We start from the raw sequence: 26,746 nt of genomic DNA, 5'->3' as shown, positions 1-26,746 counted from the left end.
ACTAAGCACGCCGCACCAAGTTAAGTCTGAAGAAGCCTGCGAAGGAGTAATCGATGGAATTTGAAGCGTTGAATTCTGCTGACTTGACGGCTTACCTTAGCGGCGTACCGGCGGTGCGTGCGTTGCTCGGCAATACCGATGAACTGGACGTAGTCGAAGTCGGCGATGGCAATCTGAATTTCGTTTATTTCGTCAGTAATGCTCGTGCGCCGGAGAAAAGTGTTGTCGTCAAACAGGCGCCGCCTTTCCTGCGTCTCGTTGGAACGAGCTGGCCGCTGACGCGTCAGCGAATGGAGCACGAGGTGGCAGCGCTGCGCCGCTTCGGCGCGTTATGTCCGCAACACGTCCCTGAGGTTTATCACGCCGACAGCGAACTGTTCCTGATGGTCATGCAGCGCTTGTCCTCGCACAAAATCCTGCGACAAGGTTTGATGGAAGGAACCGTTTATCCAAAGCTGGGCGATCATCTTTCCACCTATCTGGCGCATACGCTGTTCTTCTGTTCGGATCTGTTCCTCGCGCCGCACGTGAAGAAGCAGGCCGTTAGCGCATCGGTCAATAGCGAGCTCTGCAAGATCACGGAGGACCTCGTTTTCACCTATCCGTTCGAGGATCATCCTTCAAACATTTATAGCCCTGTCTTGCCTCGCTCGGCGGTAGAACGGCTCAGAACGTCGGTGGCGTTGCGCATTGCCGTCGCGGAAATGAAATGGGCATTCATGAATCATGCGGAGAGTTTGCTGCATGGCGACCTGCATACGGGATCGATCATGATCAATCAGGAAGAGACCTTCGTCATAGACCCGGAGTTCGCTTTCTACGGACCCATGGGTTTCGACATTGGCGCGCTCCTGGCCAATCTCTGGTTAGCGTACTTCTCTCGGGACTGGCACGGTCGTGTGGGAGGAGCGAATCCAGAGCACTATCAGCAATGGTTGCTTGAACAAGCCGCACAGATCTGGAACGGTTTCGCCGACAAGTTCCTGACGCTCTGGCGGGATCATGAGAGCCGCAGCAAGCAGCATTTCATTGGCCAAGACTCTGACGAATCCTGCTCGGAAGCATTTCGAAACCATTTCATGCGAAGGCTTTTTGCGGACACACTTGGATTCGCGGGTTGCAAGATGATTCGTCGAATTGTGGGAATGGCAAAGGTCGCGGAAATCACGAGCATTCCCGACGAAGCAGCACGCGCAAAAATAGAAGTGCGTTGTCTGCGGTTTGCTGAAACCTTGCTCGTGCAACGCCAACAGTTCGATGGTATTGACGAGGTACTGGCTCACGCCAGGATCGTCCGGGCGCAAAGCGAGGAGCGGATATGAGCCTGCTAAACCCGATTCGTGCGGGTCAAACCGGCGAACGCAGCAGCGAGTCATCAGATCAGGAAAATGTCATTCAATCTGGAGAACTCATGGTTTCGCCGGCGCCTTTAGAAGCCCTTCCCGCGACCCTTGCCTGGCAGGAGGAGAGTCTGTTCCTCCTGGACCAGACGCAATTACCGCAGGCGATTGTGGTTGAACGAGTCAGCGGGGTAAAGGATGTATGGCGCTGGATTCACGAGTTGCGGGTGCGCGGTGCACCGGCCATCGGGGTGGCGGCAGCTTACGGTTTGTGTGTCGCGATGCAACCGTTGCGGCGCCTCTCCACTGAGGATTTTCAGTCGCAATTAATGCAGCAAGCCAGCTTCCTGGATTCGGCAAGGCCGACGGCCGTGAACCTCAGTTGGAGCCTCAAGCGCATGTTGGCTGCTGCGCAACGCTCGGCGACGCAAGATCCTGCCGCTGTGTACAAGGTGCTGGTTGCCGAGGCCATGAAGATTCACGCAGAGGATCAGGCGCTCTGCGCCGGCATCGGTGCGCATGGCGTGTCCCTCATCACGCCTGGTTGCGGTGTGTTGACCCATTGCAATGCGGGTGCGTTGGCGACAACCGGCATGGGTACGGCGACCGCGCCGATCTACATGGCTCATCAACAGGGCATCTCCTTCCGTGTTTTCGCTGATGAAACGCGCCCCTTGCTGCAAGGTTCGCGCTTGACGGCTTTTGAGCTGCAGAAAGCCGGCGTTGACGTGACCTTGATCACCGACAGCATGGCGGCTTCCATCATGTCGCAGGGCTTGGTGGACCTGGTGATTGTGGGCACGGATCGGGTGGCGGCTAATGGCGACTTCGCCAATAAGATCGGCACGTTGAGCGTCGCCATCACCGCGCGTTATTTCGGCATACCGTTCTACGTTGCGTGTCCGTCGTCAACGCTTGACCTGTTGACGGCGAACGGATCGGACATCGTGATTGAAGAGCGGCAAGACCATGAGGTGACGCATCTGGCGGGCCAGCCCACTGCGCCCGTCGATATCAAAGTGCGTAACCCGGCCTTCGATGTCACCCCTCATGATCTGGTGACCGGTTTCATCACTGAGCGCGGGATAGTAGAACAGCCCTTTGATAAAAACTTCACCGCGCTGTTTTCATCCGGCGGGGGTACGTTGTGAACAGCATGCCGGACACCGAGACTGCGCTGCGCCGAGAGGTGATTGACACCGCCCTCGAGATGGAGCGTCTTGGGATAAACCAGGGAACCTCCGGCAACATCAGTGCGCGGTGGAAGGAAGGTTTGCTGATCACGCCAAGCGGCGTCCCCTATGCGGAGTTGCAAACGCAGGACATCGTCTGGTTGCCGCTTGATGTGGCTGATGACGCGGCGGTGTTCGAGCAACGCCGGCCTTCGACGGAATGGCGGTTTCATCGCGACATCCTGCGTTCGCGGCCCGAGATCAACGCGGTGGTGCATACGCATTCGAATGCGGCCACTGCTCTGGCTATTCATGGCAGGGATATTCCTGCGCATCACTATATGGTTGCGGTCGCAGGGGGAAATTCCATACGATGTGCGCCGTATGCGACCTTCGGTAGCCAGACGTTGTCAGAACACACTCTTACCGCTTTGAAAGACCGTACAGCGTGCCTGCTTGCGCACCACGGCGTGATTGCTGTTGGACCTGATCTCGCTCGTGCGTTGTGGCTAGCCAATGAAGTGGAAGTCCTCGCTCAACAGTATTTACTTGCTTGCCAACTCGGAACACCGCCGGTGCTGTCCGATGAAGCAATCAACGAAGTCATCGAAAAATTCAAGGGATATGGTTTGCGTAGCAAGACTTGATGAACGGACGTGCTCCATTTTTGCAACGGGACCTTTCGATTTTGGGGATAGCGTGCCGTGGGTTGCGAGGATAGCATTCGACCACGATAGGCTGTATTTCGCTGGACTGAATATCGTTGAGTTCTGGCTTCGACGCTTCACTGCTTCAGCCAGAGGCTTGTCGATCGAAGTGAAAGAAGATGCAAGGGAATCTCAACCTGCTTTTAAAACTTACACAACGGAGACGGTTATGCCCTGGAATTCAGAAAGGTTCGACAGATGGTCGAAGGTCGGCACATCGACGGGAGTGCTGGTGCTTTGCGCGGCTGCCGCGCTAAGCGGGTGCTCGAAGAGCGAGACGTCGACAACGGCATCGACCGACGCGGGAGCGAGCGCTGCGGCAAGCGCGGCACCAGCAGCAGCGGCGTCGGATGCGGGCGGCGGCAAGGTCAAGGTCGGCTTTTCGGTTTCCACGCTGAACAACGCGTTTTTCGTCGGTTTGAAATCCGGGGTGGAGAAGGGCGCCAAGGCGCAAGGCTTCGATCTCGTTCAGACCAATGCCAATGGCGACGCACAGCAGCAGGTCAATGACGCGATCAACTTGCTAAGCCAGGGCGTCACCGCACTTGTGCTCAACCCGATCGACTCTAAAGCGATTATTCCCGCTGTCGAGAAAGCCAACGCCATGGGTATTCCCGTGTTCACGCTGGACCGCGGTTCGGACGGAGGCAAGGTGACGTCCTTCGTGGCGTCGGACAACGTGGCGCTCGGCGCAACCGGGGCGAATTGGATAGCTGACCAGTTGAAGAAGCGCTATGGCTCCGCGAAAGGCAACGTGGTCGACCTGATCGGACTGGTCGGCACGACGGCGGCTACCGATCGTGAAAAGGGCTTTAGCGATGCGATCGCCAAGTATCCGGACATCAAGGTGGTCGCCCGCCAGGAAGGCGCGTTCGACCAGGAGAAGTCTCTTAACGCAATGACGAACATCCTGCAAAAGTATCCGCAGATCGATGCAGTCTTCGGCGCGAACGACGACAACACCGTGGGTGCAGAGAAGGCGATCGATAACTCGGGGCGTTACAAGCCGCTCGGTGACAAGGACCACATCATGGTCATTGGCGCGGATGGTACGGCGCAAGCGCTTTCCGCCATTCGCGCGGGCAAGCAGGACGCGACCATTTCGCAGAACCCGATCGAAATGGCGGCGAAGGCGCTGAGTTTCATCGCGGATTACAGTGCAAAGAAACCGGTCCCGGCGAACTATGCATGGCCGACGTTGCTGATCGACAAGAGCAATATCGACTCCGATGCGACCAAGAAATACGGTCTCTGGTCCGAGCAGGTCAGTCAGTAAGCTGTTCATGCGCGCTCCCGCTGCACGGGGAGCGCGCATGCATGTGTCTGTGCATCTGATATTCAGTGATATTCAGTGAGACCCGAACATGAACAGTGAGAGGGGTTCGGCGGTGGGAACCACTAGCGCGGGCAGCACGGCCGCCGTGGCGCCGCTGTTGCGCATGGAAGGTATCGTCAAGAGCTTCCCCGGCGTCAAGGCGTTGCGAGGTGTCAGCCTCGAATTGCAGGCCGGCCATGTGATGGCCATCGTCGGTGAGAACGGTGCAGGAAAGTCGTCGTTGATCAAGACGCTTTCGGGTGCCTATGAGCCGGATGAAGGCACGATCGAGATCAACGGGCGGCCTCTCGCGCGCGGTACGCATGCGGCGATTGATGCCGGCGTGGCCGTGATCTATCAAGAGCTTTCGCTGGTCAACGACATGACGGTTGCGGAGAACCTGTTTCTCGGCCGCATGCCGTCGCGCAGTGGCCTGGTGTTGCGCAAACGGGCCAACGAGATGGCCCGCACAGCGCTCGCCCAAGTGGGCCTCGAAGGTGTTTCGCCGTCCATGCGCCTGGGAGACCTGCCTTTGAATAAACGCCAGCTTGTCGAGGTTGCAAAGGCGTTGGCGCGCGATGCACGCATTCTCGTGATGGACGAACCCACCGCTGCGCTGCAGCGCGAGGACATCGCCAATCTCTATGCCGTGGTCCGGCGTTTGCGTGAAGCCGGCATGGGCATCATCTTTATCTCGCATCATCTTGAAGAGGTGTTCGAGCTCGCGGATTCGGCCGTTGTCATGCGCGACGGCGCGACCGTGGGTGCACGTCCCATGGCGCAGTGGACCGAACAGGATCTGGTGCAGGCCATGGTCGCCCGCAACCTGGATTCGTTCTATCCGTGGGAGCCGCGCGACTATGGTCCCGTGATGCTGGAGGTCCGTAATCTCGCTAGCGCGCCCGTGCTGCGTGACGCCAGCTTTAGCGTACGCGCCGGCGAGATCGTGGGGATAGCCGGCATTGCAGGTGCGGGGCGCACCGAGTTGCTCAAGGCGATTTTCGGTGCACTGCCGCTAAGCGGCGGCGAAGTGCTGATACGCGGCAAGAAGGTTGCCATCGGTTCGCCTGCGGAAGGGGTACGCAACGGGCTCGTGTACACCTCCGAGGATCGCAAGCTTGAAGGGCTTGTACTCGATGCCAGCATCGAAGAAAACGTCGCGCTGTCCAGCTTGCTCGCGCTGGCCACCGGCGGCTTTGTCAGCAACACGAAAAAGCGCAAGCTCGCGCAGGAAGCAAGCACGCGTTTTGGTGTACGCGCGTCATCGGTCATGCAGATCACCGGCAATTTGTCCGGCGGCAATCAGCAGAAGGTCATTCTCGGCCGCGCGACGGCGACGCAGCCGGCGGTGATCATGCTGGACGAACCTACACGCGGTATCGATGTAGGCGCGAAGACGGAGATCTACGCGCACATGGTTTCGATGGCTCGTGCGGGTGCCGCCGTCATCATGGTCAGTTCGGAATTGCCGGAACTGCTGGGCATGTCGGATCGGGTCCTCGTGATGTACCGGGGCAAAATCGTCACCGAAATATCTCGCGACAAGGCAGATTCAGAAACGGTTATTCAGTGGGCTACAACAGGAGTAGGGGCATGACTTCCACGGCAGCGAATCAGGCGGATTCGGAAGCACGCTCCCGCCGCATCATCCGGCAATTGCGGACGGGTCTCGGACCGCTGCTGGCAGCGTTGGTCCTGATCTGTATCGGCTTATCGATTGCATCGCCGGAATTCCTGACTACCAGCACGCTCACCAACATCATGGTGCAAGTGTCCGTGGTCGGCATTGCGGCGGTCGGCGGCACCTTCGTGATCATTACGTCGGGCATCGACTTGTCCGTGGGCTCACTGGTCGCGTTGAGCGGCATGGTCGCGGCAACGGTGATGGCCGGATCGAGCCCTGACAACGTCGCACTCGGTATCGCGGGGTTGGGCGTGGCATTGGCGGTGGGCGCCCTGGTTGGCGCGCTGAACGGTTTGTCGGTCGCATGGCTCAGGCTGGTGCCGTTCATCGTGACGCTGGCGATGATGGCCATGGCGCGCGGACTCACACTCGCGATCTCCGATGGCCGGACCAAATTCGATTTCCCTAACGCGTTCACTGCATTCGGCGCCAAGACGCTGGCCGGCTTGCCTGCACCCATGATCGTGATGCTGGTGGTGTTCGTGATCGGTCATGTGCTGCTGCGCAAGACGACCTTCGGGCATCAGGTGTTCGCGGTCGGTGGTAACAAGGAGGCGGCCCGGCTTGCGGGTATCCCCGTGAACCGCGTGATCTTCTTGACCTACACGCTCGCTGGAGCGACGGCGGCGGTAGCGGGCATCGTACTGGCGGGGCGGCTCAACTCGGCGTTGCCATCGGCTGCAAACGGCCTGGAACTGCAGGTGATTGCCGGGGTTGTGATTGGTGGCACATCGCTTGCCGGCGGTCGTGGTTCGATTGTCGGGACCTTCATTGGCGTGGTGCTGATCGGCGTGATCAATGTCGGCTTGTCGCTGCTCGGCGTGAACCCGTTCTGGACGCAATTCATTCAGGGCGGCGTGATCTTCGCAGCGGTGCTGCTCGACGCTGTCAGCCAGCGGCGCAAGCTCTGAATTGAAGCCGTAAAAAATGACGGCTGAAACGCTGCGGCCACATGAAAACAGCGTGGAATCAACCCGGCACAGACCGCGCTTCAAGGAGACAAGACCCGTGAAAAAGATCATCAATCAGCCTGAGAATTTTGTCGACGAGGTGATCGACGCATTGCTGCTTGCGCATCCCGGATGGATCAAGGCGGCAACCGCGGACCGCCGCGCGCTGGTGCGTGCCGACGCGCCCAAGCAAGGCCGTGTCGGCATTGTGACCGGGGGCGGCTCCGGGCATATGCCGGGCTTCCTGGGGTACGTGGGCGAAGGTTTGTGCGGCGGCGTGGCGGTTGGCAATGTGTTTTCATCGCCGTCATCCGAACAGATCTTCGAGGCGACCAAGGCGGTCAACGGCGGCGCGGGCGTGCTCTACGTGTATGGCAACTATGGCGGCGATGTCTTCAACTTCGACCTTGCGGCCGACATGGCAGAGCTCGAAGGCATCGACATCAGGACTGTCGTCCTGACCGACGACGTGGCATCTGCGCCGGCTGAACGAAGCGCAGACAGGCGCGGCGTGGCGGGCATGGTGTTCGCGTTCAAGTGCGCGGGCGCAGCGGCGGAGCGGGGCGATTCGCTGGATGAAGTCGCACGTATCGCGGGCAAGGCGAATAGCCGGAGCCGCACGATGGGCGTCGGGTTGTCGCCCACTATTCTGCCCGCCGCCGGCAAGCCGACGTTCACGCTGCCCGATGGCGAGATGGAAATTGGTATCGGCATTCATGGTGAGCCTGGGTCGCATCGCGGCAAGCTGGAAACCGCCGATGAAATTGCTGACCGACTCACGGGGGCAATCCTTCGTGATCTCGCGTTGCCGACGGGCTCGCGGGTTGCCATCCTGGTGAACGGGCTGGGCGCGACGCCGCTGGAAGAGCTTTATGTGTTGTTTCGGCGAGCGGCCGGCATGCTCGCGGATCAGCGGCTGACGATCGCGAGAACGTATGTGGGCGAGTATGTGACGAGCCTGGAAATGGCGGGGGCATCGATCACGGTGATGCACGTCGACGACGAACTGGAAACGCTGCTGGCAGCGCCTGCCCGTTCGCCGTTCTTCCGCGAATGACCGGTCGCTGGATTAATCAGGAGAACATGCGATGAGCGTTACTTGCAAGGAGCTCCGGGACGTGCTGAAACGCAGCTTGAGCGCACTGCCGGCGCATGCCGACGAACTACGCGATCTCGACGCCGCGTTGGGTGACGGGGATCTGGGGATCACCGTGTCGGCCGGCTCCGCTGCGGTCGTCAAAGCGCTGGATGGTTTGCCGGAAGACGCGACCGTGGCTGATGTTCTGCTCAGTGCCGGGAAGGCGTTTTCGACCGCGAACCCGTCCACGTTCGCGGCGTTGATCGGTGGCGGTTTGTTGGCGGCATCGAAGGTAATGGCCGGAAAGACGTCGGTGGGAAAAGCGGAAGCGGTTGAGATCGGGCGTGCGGTGGCTGGGCGAATTGCTGAACGCGGCAAGAGCAAGGTCGGGGACAAGACGGTTCTCGATGCACTGATTCCTAGCCTCGACGTGCTTGAATCGTCGAGCGGCACGGCCGTTGAATTGTTAGCAGCGATGATTGCGACGGCTCAGGAGCAAGTCGATACGACCGCCCGATTGCAATCGCAAAAGGGGCGCGCGGCGTGGGTGCAGGAGCGCAGCGTGGGGCACGCGGATCCGGGTGCGACCGCCTACCTGCGGTTCCTTGTTGCGTTGAAAGCGGCGCTTTAAGCGTAGTGATGCAATTTGACCGTGTTCCTTGATCAATGATAACGGCCAGATGTACGAAGTGCCTCGTCTACGGCTGAACGTTGATATCGACGCATTCCACCAGCGCATTGACACCGACCGCCGACGATACGCTGACGATCCAGTTGGGTTGCATTGCACGGTGCAGGCGCGTGCAGCTACTGAGTTTTACAAGCGCATCGTCATAGGCGTGTGTGCCATCTTCGAGGATCGCAATGTTGTCCACGATGTTAGCGACGCCGAAATTTTCAATGGAACATCGAGTTGCGGTGCCGAAAGTGATGGTTGTTCGAACGCCATCCAGTGACAAGCCAAGCGTCAGGTCGCGCCCTTGCACCGCCATGATGTCGACGTGCCACTGCCGAAAATTACCGAGTGCCTTCAGTCCGTCCGCGGGGTCGGTTGCTGGCCTGGCCGGTGGCGCGGATATAGTTGGCGGGACCGGCTGCGTCCAATCCATCGGCGTGGCCGTTGCAATCTCCAAGCGGCCGCGAAGGCTGTGACGGCCTCCTACCAGGCTCATGAACGCCATGCCGCCGAGCAAGCGCGCGTCCTCGTTGGTGATCGGCGCTCCCGGCGCGGGGGACGGCAGTGCGTCTATCGGCGCGCGGTCGAGAAACGGCTCCACGGTCGACCGCCGTAGCCATGAGTATTTGAAAGTGTCGCTCTCGTCGTCGTAAAACGTGATGAATACTTTGTCGTTGGCAGCCATTAATATCCCAAGCAAGTGCGGTAGTTTTCGGACGCGCGTGAACTGCACAGCGCGTAGGTTCGGAGGTCGCCGCCATACATCGCTTTGGCGATGTTTCACATTTCCATGTCCTGCTCATAGTCTGCGAAGCACTGTGCATCGCGGCCCGAGCGCATTGCCATCGACATCAGGCCGTCGGAAGGTGCGCTAGAAAAATACTCGAATGGTGCTGCTCCACCCAACGGCGTGGACGCGTCGCTGATTATCGTCCCTTCGCCCAAACCTACGGCGTCGGTCAAACGCGTCCCTTGATTGAAGACGCCGACAATTGCAGCGGCGACGTTCAACCGCGTGCGCATCAGGGTACTACCTCGCAGGGGCGGCAACGCCGTCGCTATTTGATGCGCGAAATCGTTTGTCCAGCCCTCAAGCTGGTCGTGCAACGTCGAAGTCAAAGGGCGCAGCAGGCAACGAGCTGTAGCAGGTGTTTTCGGATATAAAGGGTTTCGTCTCCCATGAGCGCGCCGCGGCAAGCCGGGGCGGTTGGACGAAACCATTGTTTGCGTTTGTTGGTTCCTCCCGGACCACCCGAACCTCGCCTTGCATGACCTTGTCGCGCAAGTATTCAAGGATGCTCACACGACCGATGCAGCGGAAGTCCAAAAATTTCGATCTCAGCCAAGTTTCGACGTCTCGACGAGTTCAAAATCATTCTCCCAATCGTATAAAGACGCACCGTCGAACGAGGCAGGCCCCGAATCAGGTGCATTACCGTGAATGTCGTGCTTGGCGTACAAGGCATAAGTCGTGCCTTGCACCACAATAAGTTCTCTCGTCATTCTGATTATTATTTTATTGCGACGACAGTAACCTACCGTACTTTACGCGCGCCTCATCTCAAAAACGGAGTCGCAGTCGTTTCCCATCGTAGCGTTCGCGCTCTGCTTCCGCTTCCTCGCAGACTTACGTTTATGCCGATAAGTGTGAACCCGTCGTGGAGGATCCCTAACACCGCAGCGCCAATCAGCCCGCCGAGGATTGTGCCCGAGCCACCGGCAAGCGGCGTGCCGCCGATCACGGCAGCGGCGACCGCGAGGAACATGATCTGGTTGCCACCGGCCTGTGGATCGATGGGCGTTATCCGGGAGCCTTCCAGGATGCCGGTGAAACCGGCTAGCAGCGCAGCAATTACAAAGTTGCCCAGTTTCAGGCGCTTCACCTGAATGCCGGCTTCACTCGCACCTAGCTGATTCGCGCCCGCCGCGATGGTATGCAAGCCCCATCGAGTATGGCGAAGCAATACGTGCATGACCGCGGCGATTGCTATCGTCCAGATGGTTTCGCTGTATCCCCACTCGCCCATGAACGCCGAAAAACGCGTGCGAGTTCGACCATCACGTCGAGCACTCAATGAAGCGGATTCAATGAGGTGGATTCAATGAGGCGGATTCAATGAAGCGGGCGCGCCGCGATCAGCTTGCAGGCGTGCGCGGGCAATTCGGCCAGCACCGGCATGCCAAGCGTGAGGCCGGGCGTTTCGCGCTGCGTGGTGGCGGCTGTCAGCGTGAAGCCGGCGCAGTCGATCGTCGCTTCCAGCGTGGCGCCGACGTCACGGATAAACGTGACCGTCCCGGCAAGATAGTTAGGACCGCTCGTGGTCGATACGTGCTTCACGCAGACGTCTTCGGGGCGGATCAGCAAGCGGATGTCCGCCGTGGATTCCGGCACCCATGCGCCATCAGCCACGACGATCTGCTGTCCGCCCGGCAGCTTCACACCGCCGCGTCCGTCATGCGTGACCGCAAGGATGTTGCCGAGCCCGATGAAGTCGGCGACGAACTCGCTGACCGGGTTCCGGTAGATGTCGAGCGGCTTGCCGACCTGCGCAATGCGGCCTTTTTCCATCACGACGATCTCGTCGGCCATCGTCATTGCTTCGCGCTGGTCGTGCGTGACCATGATTGTCGTGATGCCAAGGCGCTGCTGCAGCAGGCGGATTTCGACCTGCATCGATTCGCGCAGCTTGGCGTCGAGCGCGGAGAGCGGCTCGTCGAGCAGCAATAGTTTCGGCGACGATGCTATTGCCCGCGCGATCGCCACGCGTTGGCGCTGTCCCCCGGACAGTTGCGTGACCGGCCGGTTCGCCATGTGCGGCAGCTGGATCAGTTCGAGCAGTTCGGCTACACGGTGCCCTTGTGCCGCCTTGGCCATTTTGCGCAGCCGCAGCGGGTACGCGATATTTTCGGCGACGCTCATGTGCGGAAACAACGCCAGCGACTGGAACACCATGCCGAAGTCGCGCTGGTTCGCCGGCAAGTGGGTGATGTCGCGGCCCGCGAAAGTTACGCTGCCGGAGCTCGGCGTCTCAAGGCCCGCGATCATGCGCAGCAAGGTCGTCTTGCCGCAGCCGGACGGGCCGAGAAAGCAGACCAGCTTGCCGTCCGGGACGCTCAGGTCGACGTGGTCGACAGCGTACGCAGCGTTGAAGCGCTTGGTCACGGCCTGGAGTGTCAAATGAGTCATGATGTTTCCTTGGATACTTGCGTTCCTAGAGTGCCTAAAGTGCAACCCCTTCGTCGCCGATCAACTTTTCAAGCAGCCATATCAGCGCAAAGTCGATTGCAACAATAAACACCGCGAACGAAAACACGGTCGGGTCGAGCGACGACACCGTGCGGCTGTAGAGCCACACCGGCAGCGTCATCGTGTTGATGCCGTACAGGAAGAACGTCACCGTGAACTCGTTGAACGAGATGATGAACGCGAACAGCATGCCGGCCAGGATGCCGGGGCGCATCAGCGGCAACACCACATCGAACATGGCGCGGCGCGGGCTCGCACCCATCACGCAGGCGGCTTCCTCGAACTCCGGGCCAATCGATGCCGCCGACGCCGCGCAGTTTTTCACCGTGAATGGCAGCACTAGGATCACGTGTGCAATGATGAGCCGGAACACGCCCAGTTCCACGGGCAGCACATTGAAGACTAAAAGCAGCGACAGTCCGAGCATTACGAGCGGATAGACGAGCGGCAGCGCAACGAGCTGCTCGACGGCCGACTTGCCCCGAAAGCGATAGCGGCTCAACGCATACGCGGCGGGTACCGAGACCAGCGTCGCGATGATCATCGTCGACACCGCGACAATCAGGCTCGTCGTCAGCGCGGTGCCCATGGAAAGCACATCGCTTGCGTCGGGCGAGACGAAGCTGTGCCATGCCGCGCGATACCACTGCAGGCTGTAGCCGGGCGGCGGGAATTCCAGCGTGTCCGAAGCACTGAACGACATCAGGATCATCGTCAGGATCGGCAGGGCGGCAAGGAACAGCACGATGGCCGCGAGCAGTGCCGCGGGCCTGCCGAGGCGGCCCGGCATGGTCGCGGGCAGAAGACGCGCGCGCGATTGGAATCGATTGATTGGAGTGCTCATGCAGACGGCTCCTTGAGACGCTGGGTTCGCCGCACGAGGCTCTGCGAGATCGCCATGACGGCGAGCGTGGCGACCATCAGCACGACGCCGGACGCGGAGGCCGCCGGCCAGTTCAGCAGCGGCGAGACCTCGTCGTGCACCAGCACGGCAAGCATTGGCACGCGCCGGCCGCCGAGCAGCAGCGGCACCGCAAACGCGCTTGCGTTGTAAGCGAACACGAGCAGTGCGCCTGAAACAAGCCCGGGCATCGCGAGCGGCAACATGATGTGACGCAGGATCTGCCAGCGCGTTGCGCCGAGCGTGGCAGCAGCTTCCTCGTAGGAGAGCGACACGGCACGCATAGCGCTCGACAATGGCAGCACGGCAAGCGGAAACGCGGTCTGGATCAGGCCAAGCAGCACGCCATGCTCACGATAAAGCCATTGCATCGGACGCTGAATCACGCCGCTTGCGAGCAATGCGTGATTGAGCAAGCCAGCCGGGCCGAGGATCACGAGCCAGCCATAGCCTTGCAGCAACAAATTGACGAGCAGCGGCAACAGGACGCCCGCCAGAAGCAAGCGCCTCGCCAGCCGCGACTCGGTACGCGCCATTGCAAGCGCGACCGGGATCGCCAGCAGCACCGCGCACACCATGCTTTGAAACGCGAGGCGCAGCGTGAGCCACAGTGCCTTCAGAAAATACGAATCGGCGAGGTTCGCGTAGTTCTGCAGCGTGAACCCGTGCCACTCGTCGCCCTGCGCTCCAAAGCTCATGCGCAGGACCACGAGGGCCGCCGCCGCGAGCACCGCGAGAAACGCGAGGATCGGGGCGAGCAGCAGCCACGGCCGCGCACGGGCGAGCGCGGCTTCGGAGCCGGGGGCAACCGGCTGGTCGGGCGCGCCGGGCCCGGCGCGCCGCGTGGAGCGCTCAGCCATCGTGGTCATGCCGAGAATATCTCGGTGTAGCGCTTGATCCACGCAGCTTGTACGACAGCAAGAGATTTGTCGTCGTGCAGGACGGACTTCTCCGCAATCTGCTTCGGACTCGGCACGAACCTGAGGCTCTCGGCGGGAATGACGGCCTTCGAATTCACCGGGCCGTTCAGCACGTCAGCGGCCATCCGGCCCTGCACGCCGGCATCGAGCGAATGGTTGATGAACGCGTGAATCAGGTCGAGGTCGCCAGGGTGCGATTTCGGAATCACCGTGAACATCAACTGCGTGGCGAAGCCTTCCTTCATGCCGTACGTCACGCCCATCTTGTATTCGGGTTTCCTGATCTGGTCGGGAAAGAACGCGGGCGAATAGATGCCGCCGATATCGAGCGAGCCCGTGCGAAACAGGTCGGCGACCTGATTCGGGTTCTCGCCGAGCGTCATCACGCGGTCCTTCAGTTCCGCGAGCTTCTTGAAGCCCGGATCGATGTTCTGCTGCGAACCGCCCGACATTTTTGCAGCGATGATCGCCAGGTCGACCGCCTCGGCAAATTCCGGCGGCGGCAAGAACAGGCGGCCGGCGTACTTCGGGTCCCACAGCGCTTCATACGATCCAGGCGCCGTTTTGACGGTCGACGTGTTGTAGATCAGGCCGTCGGACCACAGCAGGTAGCCAACACCAAAGCCATCTGCACCCGTTCGATACCGCGCCGCCACGTCCTTGAGATTCGGCAGCTTGTCCAGGTCGGGCTTGACGAGCAGGCCCGCATCGCCGAGACCCGAGGCGCCTACGCCCGCGAGCGTGATCACGTCATAGGTGGGTCGGTCGCCCGCAGCCTTCACCTTGGCGACCATGCCGGAGGTGCCGTCCGCGCGGTCGGCGATCACCTTCGCGCCGGTTTTTGCCATGAACGTGGCCGCTATATTGTGCAACGCGGCGGTTCCCGTATCGTCTGACCAGGTCAGCAGGCGTAGTGTCTTGCCCGAGAAATTGTGTTCCTGGGCTCTGAGATTGAGGAATGGCGCCGGCAGCGTGGACGCTGCGAGCGCTGCGCCGATCGTCTTGAAGGCTTGCCGCCGTCCTGTGCTGAATTTTTTCATCGCCGACTCCGTGGAGGGTTAAGTAAGATGTCCGACCCATGCGCCGGGCGAACGGTTGAATTCGTTCGCATGGGTCCGTGCATGAAAAATGTTAGGATCGCAAAATAGCCATCACAATCGATATATCGTCATGTCTGCCATGACCAAAACGCATGGCTCCGCTGCTTTATCGTTGGTTTTTGCGGGTGTTGGCATGCCGGGCGTGCATGGCAAGCCGGGGCCAATAATCAAACGAAACAGCCTACGCCCGGTATTCCACCTTCGGCAGCACGCACAACATTTCATACAGCAGGTTCGCGCCGACCGGCGCGGTATTGCCGGACGGGTCGTACGGCGGTGAAATCCACAAGGCCGCATCCCACGATATCCAGCCCACGGCAGCCACGGATAATTTCAAGCGCTTGCCAGATTGTCAGGCCGCCAATTTCCGGCGTGCCAAAGTGCGTAGGCCCGGTCAATCCAGACGCTCGCCGACCCCGCGTAGAATATGACGATGATGCCGCAGAGAAACATGCCGTTCCCCGTGCGCCTCAAGGCTCGGAAATGGACTTTCCTGGTGGCCGTCGATATATTTATCCGAATATAACGAAGCCGGAGAGATTGAGTGAGCAATACCACGCAACAAGCGGTCGGGGAGAAATTCGTTCTCGAATCGATGCATTACGCGCGCGACAAAACGTGGGAAGTCGTCGAACAGGTGGCGGCCCGGATTCAGCCCGGGATGCTCGAGTCGGAGGCGGTGAGCGAGTGCAAGCGGGTTCTGCAGGAGCTTGAGATGGAGCGAATCTGGCATCCCATCCTGATCCGGTTTGGAGAAAATACCTTGCGGACGTTCAAGCAACGTTCAGAGGAAGATCCGCGTCTAAAAGACGACGACATTTTTTTTGTCGATCTCGGCGTGGTCTGGAAAGGACACGAAGGCGATGCGGGCGCGACCTTCGTGGTCGGTGCGGACGCGGAAATGAAAGCGTGCGCGGACGCGGCCAAGACCGTTTTCGACGAGGTCGAACATCATTGGCGAACGACGGGAGCCGGCGGCACGGCGTTATATGACTACGCGGCGGAGCGTGCTTCAGCGCTAGGGTGGAAACTGAACCTCGACATCAAGGGGCATCGCGTGAGCGATTTTCCGCACGCCATTTTCAAGGCCGGCAATCTCGGGAATTTCGACCCGCATCCGGAGGCCGGCCTCTGGATCCTGGAGATTCAACTCGCGCATCCGACAAGACCGTTCGGCTCGTTCTACGAGGACCTGCTTGCCTGAGCCGTGTCGGCGAAGAAACGCTAACAAAGGACGCAATGTTCATTCGGCAACTCGAGTATCTCGTCACGTTGGCGCGCGAAAAACATTTCGCGCGCGCAGCAGAAGCCTGTCACGTCTCCCAGCCCGCGCTGTCGTCGGCCATCCGCACGCTTGAGGCGGAACTGGGGCTGGTTATTGTCGAGCGGACGCGGCGCTTCGTCGGCTTTACGGAGGACGGTGAGCGCGTGCTGGGCTGGGCCAGGCAAACGCTCGCGTCGCTGCAGAACATGCGACAGGATGCGTCAGCTGCTCAGGTCAATCTGATTGGGACGCTTCGTATAGGCGCGATTCCGACCGTCATGCCGGTGACCACCCGGATGCTCGCCCCGTGCATGCGCGAGCATCCGAACATGCACTACGAGGTCCGCTCGCTCAGCTCGGACGCGATCCTGCGTCAACTGGACGAGCACGAGCTCGATGTCGGCCTGACCTATCTCGACGATCAGGTGCAGGCGGGCTTCAGCGTGTTGCCTCTTTATATCGAACGCTACCTGCTTTTGTCGCCCTCCGGTTCCGGTGATGGGTTTGACACGGGTACGGTGCAATGGAGCGGTGCGGGTGGGTTGCCGCTTGGTCTGTTGACCGCCACCATGCAGAACCGGCAAGTGATCAACGCAGCGTTTCGACGCGAGGGCGTGCAGCCTACCGTGGTTCTTGAAACAGACTCCCTTCTATCTCTCTACGCGCACGTTCAGCATGCGGGCTTGTCCAGCGTGTTTCCGCATAGCCTTCTAAGCGTCTTGCCCGTGGGCAGCGGTGCGCGTGCGTCACTTTTATTGCCGGAGTTGACGCGCGGTATTGGCCTTATCGCGCGCAATCGCAATACCTTGCCGCCTCTCGTCGCCGCCATTTGGAAAGCGGCCGAGCAGCTTGATCTGCAACGGGAGTTCGACGCATTGCTGCCCGAGACTGCCCGCGCATCACAGGGCGCGGTGACCGTCTAAAGCTGACCGTCCAAAGCGGAACATCAGCAGCGTTCTGCACGCACTTGCAACCCTTGATAAGAAGCGCTTATCACCTGATCCATCCAAACGATTGGACCCTCAGCGGTCCCTTGGAGACACTGTCCTGCGTCGACGTGCCAGCCCCACGTAACGACCAAGGCGGCGCCGGGACGTCGGCGCCAGTGTTATTCAAATCAGAGTGGAGTGAGACAGTCATGGCCAAGGTTCTATGCGTTTTATATGACGACCCCGTCGACGGTATGCCGAAGAAGTACGCCCGGGACGACATTCCCGCCAGCACGAAGTATCACGACGGACAAAGCGCCCCGACACCGAAAGCAATCGACTTCAACCCGGGCGATTTGCTGGGCAGCGTGTCCGGTGAGCTGGGCTTGCGCAAGTTCCTCGAATCGCAGGGACATACCCTGGTTGTCACGTCCGACAAGGACGGTCCGAACTCCACGTTCGAGCGTGAACTGGAAGATGCGGAGATCGTCATTTCGCAGCCGTTCTGGCCGGCGTATCTGACGGCCGAGCGGATCGCCCGGGCGCCGAAACTCAAGCTCGCGCTGACCGCAGGGATTGGCTCGGATCACGTCGATTTGCAGGCAGCGATCGATCGCGGCATCACGGTGGCTGAAGTGACGTTTTGCAATAGCATCAGCGTGGCCGAGCATGTTGTCATGATGATCCTGTCGCAGGTCCGGAATTATCTGCCGTCACATGAGTGGGTCAAGAAGGGCGGCTGGAATATCGCGGATTGCGTCTCGCGTGCGTACGATCTTGAAGGGATGAACGTGGGGACCGTGGCGGCCGGGCGGATTGGCGCGGCGGTGTTGCGCCGGCTCAAGCCCTTCGACGTCAAGCTGCACTACACGGATCGGCATCGTCTGCCGGAAGCGGTCGAGCGCGAGCTTGGCGCCACCTGGCACCCCACGGCTGAATCGATGGCGCGTGTCTGCGATATCGTGACCATCAATTGTCCGTTGCACCCGGAAACGGAGCATCTTTTCGACGAGAAGATGATCAGCAAGATGAAGCGCGGTGCGTACATCATCAACACGGCACGTGGGAAAATTGTGGATCGCGACGCGGTTGTGCGTGCGCTGGAATCCGGTCAACTAGCGGGCTACGCAGGCGATGTCTGGTTCCCGCAACCGGCTCCGAGCGATCATCCGTGGCGGACCATGCCGCATCAGGGCATGACGCCGCATACGTCGGGCACGACGCTTTCCGCTCAGGCGCGCTACGCGGCAGGCACGCGCGAGATTCTCGAGTGCTGGTTCGCCAAGGAACCCATTCGCGAAGAGTATCTGATCGTCGACGGCGGACGTCTCGCCGGCGTGGGCGCGCATTCATACAGCGCAGGCAATGCGACCTCGGGCTCGGAAGAGGCAGCCCGCTTCAAGAAGGCTTAACGCCGTGGGCACGCTGGTCTCGCTGTTGAGGGTCAGCGTGCGCATTTCCATAGGCTTTAAACACAATGAACGAACAGATCGCGCGCGCGGCGCCCGCAGTTCCTTTAGCGCCATTTAAACAAGCGGCATTCGGCTTCCTGGGTGGTTTTCTGGCGATTGGCGTGATCTCCCTGCTAGGGCATTTGACGAGCAATCCCTTGGTGATTGCGCCATTCGGTGCGTCCAGCGTCCTGCTATTCGGCGCGCCCGATAGTGCATTCGCCCAGCCCCGCAACCTTGTATTCGGACATCTGCTTTCCACTGCGGTCGGATTGGCGGTGTATTGGGTCGCCGGTCCGGGGGTATGGCAAATGGCGCTGTCAGTAGGGCTCGCTATTGGCTTGATGCAGCTCGCCCGTTGCGTGCATCCTCCGGCGGGTGCTGATCCGCTGGTGATCATGCTTAGCGGCAACGCTTCACCAGGATTTTTTTTTGTTCCTGTCCTTAGCGGCGTTTGTCTGCTGCTGGTTATTGCATTGCTGTTCAATAACGTCGTGCGCGGCCGGCGATGGCCTGAGCGATGGAAATGACATGGCTATCCGCTAGCGGCAACGCGTTGTCGCTAGCGGAATAACTGCATATTCCCGCTTACGTTTACTGCTCGAACCCGTTGCGCTGATTGCGCAATATGCGAATCGAGCTGTCGAGATGCGCACGGGCACTTTGTGCATCGCCCAGGCGCATTTGTTCATACGTGCGCTGCGCTACTTCGTGCGGCACGGGCTTAAGCGGCTGGTTGCTGCTCATGGCCTTAAGCTGGACCTCTGCGGCGCGCTCCAGGTAATAGAGATCGTCCCAAGCCTCTGCGATGCTCGCGCCCGCCACCATCACACCGTGGTTCTTCAGGAAGAGGATGTCGGCGTCACCCATGGCCTCAGCAATACGATCTCCCTCCGACTCATCCAGCGCGAGGCCGTTGTAATCCTCATCGACGGCAGTGCGGCCATAGAACTTCAACGACGTCTGCCCGAGCCACAAAAGCGGCGGCCCTTCGATCAGGCACAACGCGGTCGCATTCGGCATATGCGTATGGAAAGCCGCTTTTACTCGCGGTTTGGCCCGGTGCAATCGTGCGTGGATATAAAACGCGGTGGCTTCCGGCTGGCCTTCACCCGCGATCACATGCCCTTCGAAATCGCAAACGAGCAGGCGCGATGCCGTGATCTCGGCAAACGCATAACCATACGGATTGACGAGAAACAGATCGTCGTGCCCGGGCACGACTGCGGAGAAATGATTGCACACCCCTTCCTCGTATCCCCGTTGCGCCGCAAGCTGAAAGCACGCGGCAAGTTCGATGCGCGCCTGCATGACGGCGTCGGAATCAAGCCGCGCGATACGCGAGGGAGCAGGAGCGCTGCCGACAGAAAGCGAGTGAGCCATGATGATTGATTACCCTGAAAATTTACCAGCCGAGTTTGCTGAATAGCACAGGCACTTGATCGAGCGTTGCAAGCGTGGCGTCGGGTGTGTAATCCGGCAGCATTGTGCGGCCCGTACCACGATCGATCCATACGCAGCGAAAGCCGACCTCGCGAGCGGCCGCATGATCAAGGTGCGGGCTGGCGCAAATATGAACGACGTCGTTCCTCGTCACGCCAAGCGAGTCGAAAGCATAATCGAATATTTTCCGCGACGGTTTATAAGCCCCGGCCTGCTGCGCCGTTATGACTCGATCAATCAATCCGCCAAGCTGCGCAACATTGCCCGCGATGATCTCGTCATCCGTATTCGACACAATACACAAACGATAACCCGCCTCCTTAAGCCACTTCAAAGCACCGGTTACTTCGGGAAAGGGCGGCATGGCGGCGATGCTGTCCGTTAGAACGCGGGCGTCGTCTGCGTCGCTTTGCAAGCCTAGCTCATCGAGTGTGAGACGTAATGCATCCGCGCTCACGCTGCGAAACGACCGATGCGGCGAGGTTTGTTCGAGCGCATGTTCATGCCGATCATAAACGCCGATGAAACGGGCCGGATCAACCGCCTCGGCCTGCTTGGCGGAGAGGATCTTGCGGACGGCGGCTTGCAATCCTTCATCCCACTGGATCAGGGTGCCATAGCAATCGAAGGTAAGCCATTGCGGCCGGTGGCTGTGTTCAAGGGCGTTAAGAGCCATGATTGATTCGCTTAGTTGCGTGACGAAGTTAAGTGACGAAGTTGAGTGACGAAGTTAAGTGACGAAGTTGAGTGACGAAGTTAAGTGACGAAGTTACGTGCATGCTGCCAAGCGTAAAAGGATTGATTGATATTTGGAAATTAAATTAAACTCTAAAGGTCAATCGAAATTCAAATAACGGGGCGGTCGCTCATGCTAGATCTCGAGTTGTTGAACACCTTGGTTTGCGTGGTCGATGAGGGCAGCTTTACGCGCGCCGGCGAACGCGTCCATCGCACCCAGTCGACGGTGAGCCAGCAGATCCGCAAGCTGGAGGCAGCGGTCGGCCGCACGCTGCTGCTGCGTGACCGAACCGGCAATCATGTGAGCGCTACCGAGCATGGAGAGTTGCTCGCGCACTATGCGCGGCGGCTGCTGGCGTTATCGAGGGAGGCGCAGGACGCGTTGACGAGCGACGTTGCGCTTGAACCGGTACGCATTGGCGTACCCGAGGATTTCGACGCACGCCGCATGTCGGCCATGCTGTCGGGATTCGTGAAGATGAAACCCGGTGTGCGGCTTGAAACGGTAAGCGGCATGAGTGTCGATCTCCAGCGCAAGCTTTCTGCAGGCGAGATCGAGATTGCGTTGCTCAAGCGCGAGCCGGGCAGCGGCGAGTGCCTGGCTTCGTGGCCCGAATCGCTTGTATGGGTAAAGGGCGAAGGCGTTGAGCTGACGGACGAACCGGTCCCGCTAGCCTTGTTTCCACAAGGTTGTGTGTACCGGCAACGCGCGATCCGTGGCTTGGACAAAGCGCGGCGGCGCTGGCGAATCGCGTTCGGGAGTCATAGCTTGACCGGCATTCAGGCGGCGGTTTCATCGGGGCTTGGCGTGTCGGTCTTGCCGACGACCGCCGTGCTTCCTGAGCATCGCGTGTGTACAGGTCTGCCCGATTTGCCGCCGACCGAGCTTGCACTGGTGAGCGCAGGCGGCGCGCTTAATGCAGTCCAGCAGGCTTTGATCGAATTTCTGTGTGCGGAGATCAAGGCTTAGTACGGGCTAGCGCGGTGTCTTAAGGGGCTTCTGATTCCGTCGCCAGTTCAGCCGCTGCCATGGCGTACGCAACGCAGCGTTTTGCCAGAATATCCGTTGGGTCCACTAGCGTGATCGTCCGTCCGCGAGCGCTGAGCCATTGAGTGCCCGGAAGCAGTAATGGCAACTCCGTACATCCAAGAATCACAATCTCAACGCCTTCGTCGGCCAAGCCTTCCAGCGCCGCGCAGATGTCGTCCATACACTGTCCGTTGACGAATCCCGCCTTGACTCCCTCCTTGCCATAGATCGCATTCATCACGCTTGCCTGCAATGCCGGACTCGGCAAGACCTGCCGCAATCCTTGTGCTTCCAGCGCTTGCCGATACACCCCGCTTGCCACCGTCCCCGATGTCGCAAGGAGCCCGACATCGCGAAGCGACGGGAACGAATCGCGAAGCATCTCGACCGTCACGGTCAGCATGTTGACGATCGGGATGCTGAGATAAGGCTGGATGCGCTGAACAAATGCGTGCGCCGTGTTGCACGGAATAGCGATGATGTCAGCGTCGCCGCTCTCGAGTTTCTTGCACGTGGCGTACAACGAGAGAGTGGGGTCCGGGCCATCACCGATCAGGTTGTCGGTGCGATCGGGGATCTGCGGATTCTGCTCGACCAGCAGCTTGATGTGATCCTGGTCCCGCTTCGCCGGCGTGTTGCTGACGATCTTCTGCATGAAGTCCACGGTCGCCGCGGGGCCAACGCCGCCCACCACACCGACCTTGAACAGCTTGGCCGGCGACTCATACCGGCCCGACACAATGTATTGCGCGTACGCAAGATTCGAGTCGATCAGCGGGACGCTCAGCGCGCCTAGCTCATTTGCGACGAGTGCGATCTCGGTCATGCCCGGCACGATGATCTGCGCACCTTGCGCAATGAGATCGTCGCAAGCGGCTTTCAGCAGCGCAACCGGCTGGCCCATAAGATGGCCGGACTTGATGCCATGTTCCCCATACACAGCACGCGTGACGAGATCGGTGGTTTCATCGATTCGCGGATGAATGATGTCGAACTCGGGCGCAGAAAAATAGCGTTCAAAGAGACCGTTGCGTCGCGTGTAATCCGATGCCAGCACGCCAATGCGACGCACGGAAGGGAACTTGTGCCGCACATGGTGTCGCACCGCCTCGATCATGTCCACGATCTGCAGGGGCGAGTTGGCCTTCAACTCGTCCATGAAGGTGTGGCTCAGGAAGCAGGGCAGCACGACCGTCTCTATGCCGCGTTTCTCGAACGCGCGAATGAGATCGAAGATGTAGAGCTTGCGTTCCACCGTCGCGGCGCTGGTGACACCGGCGCCACGAAACGGATGCTGCTCGAAGACGACATCGAAGTGATCTGCGTCGCCCGTTGCGGGCGTCGACTTGACGAGTTTAAAAAACATGTCGGCGCTGGCGAGCGGGCCGAGTCCGCCAATGACGCCAAAAGAGCGGCGTCCCTGCTCAGGCTTCTCCCTCAACTCCTCCTTCATTTCGCTTCGCCTTGCAACTGATCGAAGGTCACGGCTTTCGTTCGCGTGACCCGAGCTGTTTCCCACTTCGCAATCACGGCCGTTGCAATGCTGTTGCCGATCACATTGGTCGCGGTCCGGCCCATGTCGAGTATCTGGTCGATCGCGAGGATCAGCACAACGCCGGACGGAGGCAGATGGAACATCGGCGCAACGGCTGCTACCACCACGACCGAGCCTCGCGCCACACCGGCCATGCCCTTGCTGCTGACCATGAGCACGAGCAGCATCAGGATCTGCGTGCCTACCGGCATGTCGATACCAAACGCCTGCGCAATGAAGATGGCGGCGAACGCCTGGTACATCATCGAACCGTCCAGGTTGAATGCATACCCCAGCGGCAGCGTAAAGCCGACGACCTTCTTGTCCACGCCGAATTCTTCCAGCTTTTCGGTCAGGCGCGGATATGCTGCTTCGCTGCTGGCGGTTGAAAACGCCAGCATGGCGGGTTCGCGCACCGCTTTGAGCAACGACCATATTGCGTTACCTAGGAACGCGTAACCGGCGCCTATCAGGATCACCCACAGCAGTACCAGTCCCACATAGAAGCTGCCGATCAGCTTGCCGTATGTCATCAGCACATCGAGACCATGCAACGTCACAGCCGATGCAATTGCGCCGAATACGCCCACGGGTGCTAGGCGCATGACGTAGTCGGTGAGCTTGAGCATCGCGGGAACGAGGGCGTCGATACCTTGTACGAGCGGCGTCACCCTCGGGTCCGACTTGATCGCGCCCAACACAACGCCAAAGAGCACGGAAAACACCAGGATTTGCAGGATGTCGTTGCGCGCCATGGCGTCGAGAATGCTTGTCGGAAACGCGTGCGTGACGAAGTCCTTGAAGTTCAGCCCTGCCGTATTCAGGCCCGTGCTTACGTCGGAACTGGTCTGGACCATATGGAGGCCCGCACCCGGTTGCAGGAGATTGGCGAGACAGAGCCCAAGGGCGAGCGATATGAGCGAGGCACTGACGAACCAGCCAACTGATCGAATGCCAATGCGGCGCACGTCGCTCGTGCCGTCCATTCCTGCAAGACCCGACACCAGCGTGGCAAATACCAGCGGTGCAATGATCATCTTGATGAGCCGCAGGAAGATGTCGGTGATGATGGAGAAGTAACCGGCCATTTCTTTTGCTGCGTTCGCATCAGCGGCGGTCCGATGACACACGTAACCGGTCACGATGCCAAGCACCATGCCGATAACTATATAGAGCGTTAACCGGTTTTTCATTTCAATCCTTCCAGAGGTGTCTCGCACGAAAATGAGCGTGGGCGACCGTGCGATGGGCTTGACGAAAAGTGCCATTAGCGAAGGCCTTTTCTGTCTCTGGACGGATAGTAGAAGCGGACAAAAATCCCGCGATGCGGGTTCAGTATGTCGTTATGCGATCGGCGCATAACCAGGGTAAACGCTAGGAAAATAAGCTCAAGCGGACGATCGCAGGTATCGCCACAAGGTTTCAATGAACTCGTTTCTATTCGACGCGTCGCGGTACACGCGCAACTCGACTTCGAGATGCCATTCCTTGCCGCCGGCCGGAACAAGCTCGCCATTGTTCAGCTCGGTTTGTATTGAGCTTTTCGGCAGCCACGCAATGCCTTCGCCTTCCAGCACCATCTTCTTGAGCACTTCCGCCATATCCGATTCGTAGTGCGGACGCAGCGCCGGTTGCGTCTTTGCACGGCGAAGCAACAAGGCCAGGCAGCGGCCAAAATAACTGGTCTCCGTGTACGAGATAAGCGGCAAAGGGCGGCTCACCGTGCCGGGCAAGCGCAGAGACGGTCCCGACTTTTGATTCGGCTTGCAGACTGGCATGAACGTGTCGATGCCGACCGTCAGGTATTCATAGCGTGTGGGATCGAGATGAAGCGGCAGGTCGGGGTGGTGATACGCAAACATCAGTTCGCAGTTGCCGTTCACCAGCATCAGGATGGAATCATGGACGTTGGTCGGAATCACGCGCGCCCTGACATCGCGAAATTGTCCGGTCAACGCGTTGAGCCACGCCGGAAGAAAACTGAGCGCAATGGTATGACCCGCAGCAATCTGCAGCCCGATACCGGGCATTCGCTGTTCCGTACGAATGATGGCCCGGGTGTCGAACAGGCGGTTGAGAATGTCGTCGGCCGCTTCCCTGAAGAGACGTCCGGCGGGCGTCAGTGTCGGCGGATAACTGCTGCGGTCGATCAGATCGGCGCCCACCCATTGCTCGAGCGCTTGAATCCGACGGCTGAAACCGGACTGCGTGACATTGCGAACCTCAGCGGCACGCGAGAAACTTTGGTACTGGGCAAGAGCAACAAAGTCCTCGATCCATTTAATCTCCATACCGCTCCTTGCTGGCGCCTCATGACGACGCGAGTGTGTGTATGTCGGGCGAGTCGACTGCTGTCATGCGCGTGTGGCGGATGCCGTGTAATGAATGGCAAGGCTTGACCAAGCGAGCAAGCGAGTTCGGCCAAATTGATCCACTCACGACGATTGTATGCGAGGTCAATTCAACTCACCGCCGTAAGCCATTGGCTAGCGGATATCAGGCGCACTTAGGCACTTAGGAACGCCATATGTTGTTGCGCTTGAATTTAAACCAGAGTTAAAATTTGTTGACAAGCGCCAAGCGATATCTGACACTCAATACCATGCAAAAGCTCACGTCCGTAGCAATTATTAACCGAGTGAACGCCCTGTGGGGTGCTTCATCGGGGACGTGTTTGCATTAGAAATAGGTAAGTATGCGCAAACACCAGGCCCTACCGAAAAACGGTTGGGCCTTTTTTTTGTGGTGCCTCCGTCTTTCGGTTTAATCGACGGAGAAGATGATGGTTGAATCAAGCGAGCAGTGTGTTTTTCGGGCAGCACCCGGAACCTCGGCGTCAGCGCATGCGCGATCGCCGGAGATGGTCATTCGTTTTGTTATACAGCCGGGCCAAACCGCCTCATGGCGCGTGCGGTCGGATTCCGAATTGCGTGTGGGAGCGGCAAGGGTCTGGGTTACGCGCATTTTCTCGCCCTACGACCACTGGTTGCAAACGGGTGACGTGCTTCGCGTGACGCGAGGCGAGCGCATCTGGTTGAGCACGGACGCAAACATAGCGGCGGAAATTTCGCTGACCAGCGCGTATGCTGTCGCACGCAGACCGCTAGTGAAGTGGATCGAGCGGCTAAGAGATTACCTTGCCGATATCTCTCGATTGCGATCACGCTAGTCGCTTAGCGGGTGAGTTAGCGGTCGGTCCTATCCAACCGCTAACGAATGAATGAGCGGAGAATGAACCGCTAAGGACAGCGGCTTCCAACTTCAGGG

25 protein-coding genes and 2 pseudogenes are annotated in these 26,746 nt (G+C 59.5%); 14 read left to right on the top strand and 13 right to left on the bottom strand.

Annotated elements, in window-relative coordinates:
* Window positions 1–53 precede the first annotated feature (53 nt).
* The 8 genes from mtnK (at window position 54) to GSQ93_RS29520 (ending at window position 8,877) form a co-directional block, all read left to right on the top strand.
* Window positions 54–1,322 (top strand): S-methyl-5-thioribose kinase, encoded by a 1,269-nt coding sequence (gene mtnK, locus GSQ93_RS29555; protein ID WP_158939254.1) that lies wholly within the window; start codon window positions 54–56, stop codon window positions 1,320–1,322.
* Window positions 1,323–1,411: 89 nt separating this feature from the next.
* On the top strand, window positions 1,412–2,491 hold the full coding sequence (mtnA, locus tag GSQ93_RS29550) for an S-methyl-5-thioribose-1-phosphate isomerase (protein ID WP_158939846.1): 1,080 nt from the start codon (window positions 1,412–1,414) through the stop codon (window positions 2,489–2,491).
* Between the two features lie 5 nt (window positions 2,492–2,496).
* On the top strand, window positions 2,497–3,159 hold the full coding sequence (locus tag GSQ93_RS29545) for an L-fuculose-phosphate aldolase (RefSeq protein ID WP_158939845.1): 663 nt from the start codon (window positions 2,497–2,499) through the stop codon (window positions 3,157–3,159).
* Between the two features lie 229 nt (window positions 3,160–3,388).
* Window positions 3,389–4,495 (top strand): sugar ABC transporter substrate-binding protein, encoded by a 1,107-nt coding sequence (locus GSQ93_RS29540; protein ID WP_158939253.1) that lies wholly within the window; start codon window positions 3,389–3,391, stop codon window positions 4,493–4,495.
* An 88-nt stretch (window positions 4,496–4,583) separates the two neighbouring features.
* A complete protein-coding gene (locus tag GSQ93_RS29535; protein WP_158939251.1) occupies window positions 4,584–6,131 on the top strand; it encodes a sugar ABC transporter ATP-binding protein in 1,548 nt (515 codons plus the stop codon).
* Window positions 6,128–7,129 carry an ABC transporter permease gene (locus GSQ93_RS29530; protein WP_158939249.1) on the top strand — a complete coding sequence of 334 codons (1,002 nt, stop codon included), beginning with the start codon at window positions 6,128–6,130 and terminating at the stop codon, window positions 7,127–7,129. The genes GSQ93_RS29535 and GSQ93_RS29530 overlap by 4 nt, the downstream gene beginning before the upstream one ends.
* 97 nt (window positions 7,130–7,226) lie before the next feature.
* The gene (locus GSQ93_RS29525; protein WP_158939247.1) at window positions 7,227–8,225 is read left to right on the top strand and encodes a dihydroxyacetone kinase subunit DhaK; all 999 of its coding nucleotides are present in this window, start codon (window positions 7,227–7,229) and stop codon (window positions 8,223–8,225) included.
* A gap of 31 nt (window positions 8,226–8,256) precedes the next feature.
* Window positions 8,257–8,877, top strand: coding sequence for a DAK2 domain-containing protein (locus tag GSQ93_RS29520; protein ID WP_158939245.1), 621 nt, complete (start codon window positions 8,257–8,259; stop codon window positions 8,875–8,877).
* A gap of 67 nt (window positions 8,878–8,944) precedes the next feature.
* Here GSQ93_RS29520 and GSQ93_RS29515 read toward each other — a convergent pair whose 3' ends face one another.
* The 8 genes and pseudogenes from GSQ93_RS29515 to GSQ93_RS29480 form a co-directional block, all read right to left on the bottom strand.
* Window positions 8,945–9,607 (bottom strand): hypothetical protein, encoded by a 663-nt coding sequence (locus tag GSQ93_RS29515; protein ID WP_158939243.1) that lies wholly within the window; start codon window positions 9,605–9,607, stop codon window positions 8,945–8,947.
* Window positions 9,608–9,702: 95 nt separating this feature from the next.
* Window positions 9,703–9,945 (bottom strand): hypothetical protein, encoded by a 243-nt coding sequence (locus GSQ93_RS29510; RefSeq protein WP_158939241.1) that lies wholly within the window; start codon window positions 9,943–9,945, stop codon window positions 9,703–9,705.
* A 608-nt stretch (window positions 9,946–10,553) separates the two neighbouring features.
* Window positions 10,554–10,961, bottom strand: a pseudogene (locus tag GSQ93_RS29505) (ABC transporter permease); the annotation flags it as partial.
* A gap of 74 nt (window positions 10,962–11,035) precedes the next feature.
* A complete protein-coding gene (locus tag GSQ93_RS29500; RefSeq protein ID WP_158939239.1) occupies window positions 11,036–12,109 on the bottom strand; it encodes an ABC transporter ATP-binding protein in 1,074 nt (357 codons plus the stop codon).
* Window positions 12,110–12,143: 34 nt separating this feature from the next.
* The gene (locus GSQ93_RS29495; RefSeq protein ID WP_158939237.1) at window positions 12,144–13,013 is read right to left on the bottom strand and encodes an ABC transporter permease; all 870 of its coding nucleotides are present in this window, start codon (window positions 13,011–13,013) and stop codon (window positions 12,144–12,146) included.
* Window positions 13,010–13,939 carry an ABC transporter permease gene (locus GSQ93_RS29490; RefSeq protein WP_158939235.1) on the bottom strand — a complete coding sequence of 310 codons (930 nt, stop codon included), beginning with the start codon at window positions 13,937–13,939 and terminating at the stop codon, window positions 13,010–13,012. Before GSQ93_RS29490 ends, GSQ93_RS29495 begins: the two co-directional genes overlap by 4 nt.
* Window positions 13,936–15,030, bottom strand: coding sequence for a PotD/PotF family extracellular solute-binding protein (locus GSQ93_RS29485; RefSeq protein ID WP_158939233.1), 1,095 nt, complete (start codon window positions 15,028–15,030; stop codon window positions 13,936–13,938). Before GSQ93_RS29485 ends, GSQ93_RS29490 begins: the two co-directional genes overlap by 4 nt.
* A gap of 241 nt (window positions 15,031–15,271) precedes the next feature.
* A pseudogene (locus GSQ93_RS29480) lies at window positions 15,272–15,467 on the bottom strand (arginase family protein); the annotation flags it as partial.
* A gap of 167 nt (window positions 15,468–15,634) precedes the next feature.
* On the opposite strand from GSQ93_RS29480, the gene GSQ93_RS29475 reads away from it, so the two are divergent.
* The 4 genes from GSQ93_RS29475 (at window position 15,635) to GSQ93_RS29460 (ending at window position 19,264) form a co-directional block, all read left to right on the top strand.
* A complete protein-coding gene (locus GSQ93_RS29475) occupies window positions 15,635–16,294 on the top strand; it encodes a M24 family metallopeptidase (protein WP_158939231.1) in 660 nt (219 codons plus the stop codon).
* Between the two features lie 35 nt (window positions 16,295–16,329).
* A complete protein-coding gene (locus GSQ93_RS29470; protein WP_158939229.1) occupies window positions 16,330–17,277 on the top strand; it encodes a LysR substrate-binding domain-containing protein in 948 nt (315 codons plus the stop codon).
* Between the two features lie 215 nt (window positions 17,278–17,492).
* Window positions 17,493–18,695, top strand: a complete 1,203-nt coding sequence (locus GSQ93_RS29465) for an NAD-dependent formate dehydrogenase (protein ID WP_158939227.1) — start codon at window positions 17,493–17,495, stop codon at window positions 18,693–18,695.
* Window positions 18,696–18,760: 65 nt separating this feature from the next.
* Complete coding sequence (locus GSQ93_RS29460) at window positions 18,761–19,264, top strand: HPP family protein (RefSeq protein ID WP_158939225.1); 504 nt, start codon at window positions 18,761–18,763, stop codon at window positions 19,262–19,264.
* 64 nt (window positions 19,265–19,328) lie between these two features.
* Here GSQ93_RS29460 and GSQ93_RS29455 read toward each other — a convergent pair whose 3' ends face one another.
* Both GSQ93_RS29455 and GSQ93_RS29450 read right to left on the bottom strand, forming a co-directional pair.
* Window positions 19,329–20,117: an aldolase gene (locus tag GSQ93_RS29455; RefSeq protein WP_158939223.1), complete on the bottom strand. Its 789-nt coding sequence runs from the start codon at window positions 20,115–20,117 to the stop codon at window positions 19,329–19,331.
* Between the two features lie 22 nt (window positions 20,118–20,139).
* Window positions 20,140–20,853: a haloacid dehalogenase type II gene (locus GSQ93_RS29450; RefSeq protein WP_158939221.1), complete on the bottom strand. Its 714-nt coding sequence runs from the start codon at window positions 20,851–20,853 to the stop codon at window positions 20,140–20,142.
* A 192-nt stretch (window positions 20,854–21,045) separates the two neighbouring features.
* Between GSQ93_RS29450 and GSQ93_RS29445 the strand changes: the two genes are divergently transcribed.
* Window positions 21,046–21,885, top strand: a complete 840-nt coding sequence (locus GSQ93_RS29445; protein WP_158939219.1) for a LysR substrate-binding domain-containing protein — start codon at window positions 21,046–21,048, stop codon at window positions 21,883–21,885.
* 19 nt (window positions 21,886–21,904) lie between these two features.
* Here the strand turns inward: GSQ93_RS29445 and GSQ93_RS29440 are convergent, their stop codons facing one another.
* From GSQ93_RS29440 to GSQ93_RS29430, 3 genes are all read right to left on the bottom strand, one after another.
* Window positions 21,905–23,398 (bottom strand): aspartate/glutamate racemase family protein, encoded by a 1,494-nt coding sequence (locus GSQ93_RS29440; RefSeq protein ID WP_158939217.1) that lies wholly within the window; start codon window positions 23,396–23,398, stop codon window positions 21,905–21,907.
* Window positions 23,395–24,672 carry a dicarboxylate/amino acid:cation symporter gene (locus GSQ93_RS29435; protein ID WP_158939216.1) on the bottom strand — a complete coding sequence of 426 codons (1,278 nt, stop codon included), beginning with the start codon at window positions 24,670–24,672 and terminating at the stop codon, window positions 23,395–23,397. Before GSQ93_RS29435 ends, GSQ93_RS29440 begins: the two co-directional genes overlap by 4 nt.
* A 195-nt stretch (window positions 24,673–24,867) precedes the next feature.
* A complete protein-coding gene (locus tag GSQ93_RS29430) occupies window positions 24,868–25,770 on the bottom strand; it encodes a LysR substrate-binding domain-containing protein (RefSeq protein ID WP_158939214.1) in 903 nt (300 codons plus the stop codon).
* Between the two features lie 488 nt (window positions 25,771–26,258).
* Between GSQ93_RS29430 and GSQ93_RS29425 the strand changes: the two genes are divergently transcribed.
* Entirely contained in the window at window positions 26,259–26,648 is a 390-nt protein-coding gene (locus GSQ93_RS29425) for a DUF2917 domain-containing protein (RefSeq protein ID WP_367889788.1), read from the top strand.
* Window positions 26,649–26,746: the final 98 nt, after the last annotated feature.

Origin of the sequence: Burkholderia sp. S171 (assembly GCF_009766085.1) — a bacterium.
Taxonomy (GTDB): domain Bacteria; phylum Pseudomonadota; class Gammaproteobacteria; order Burkholderiales; family Burkholderiaceae; genus Caballeronia.
The sequence above is the reverse complement of the archived record's forward strand: the minus strand, read 5'-3'. Positions and strand labels throughout refer to the sequence as shown.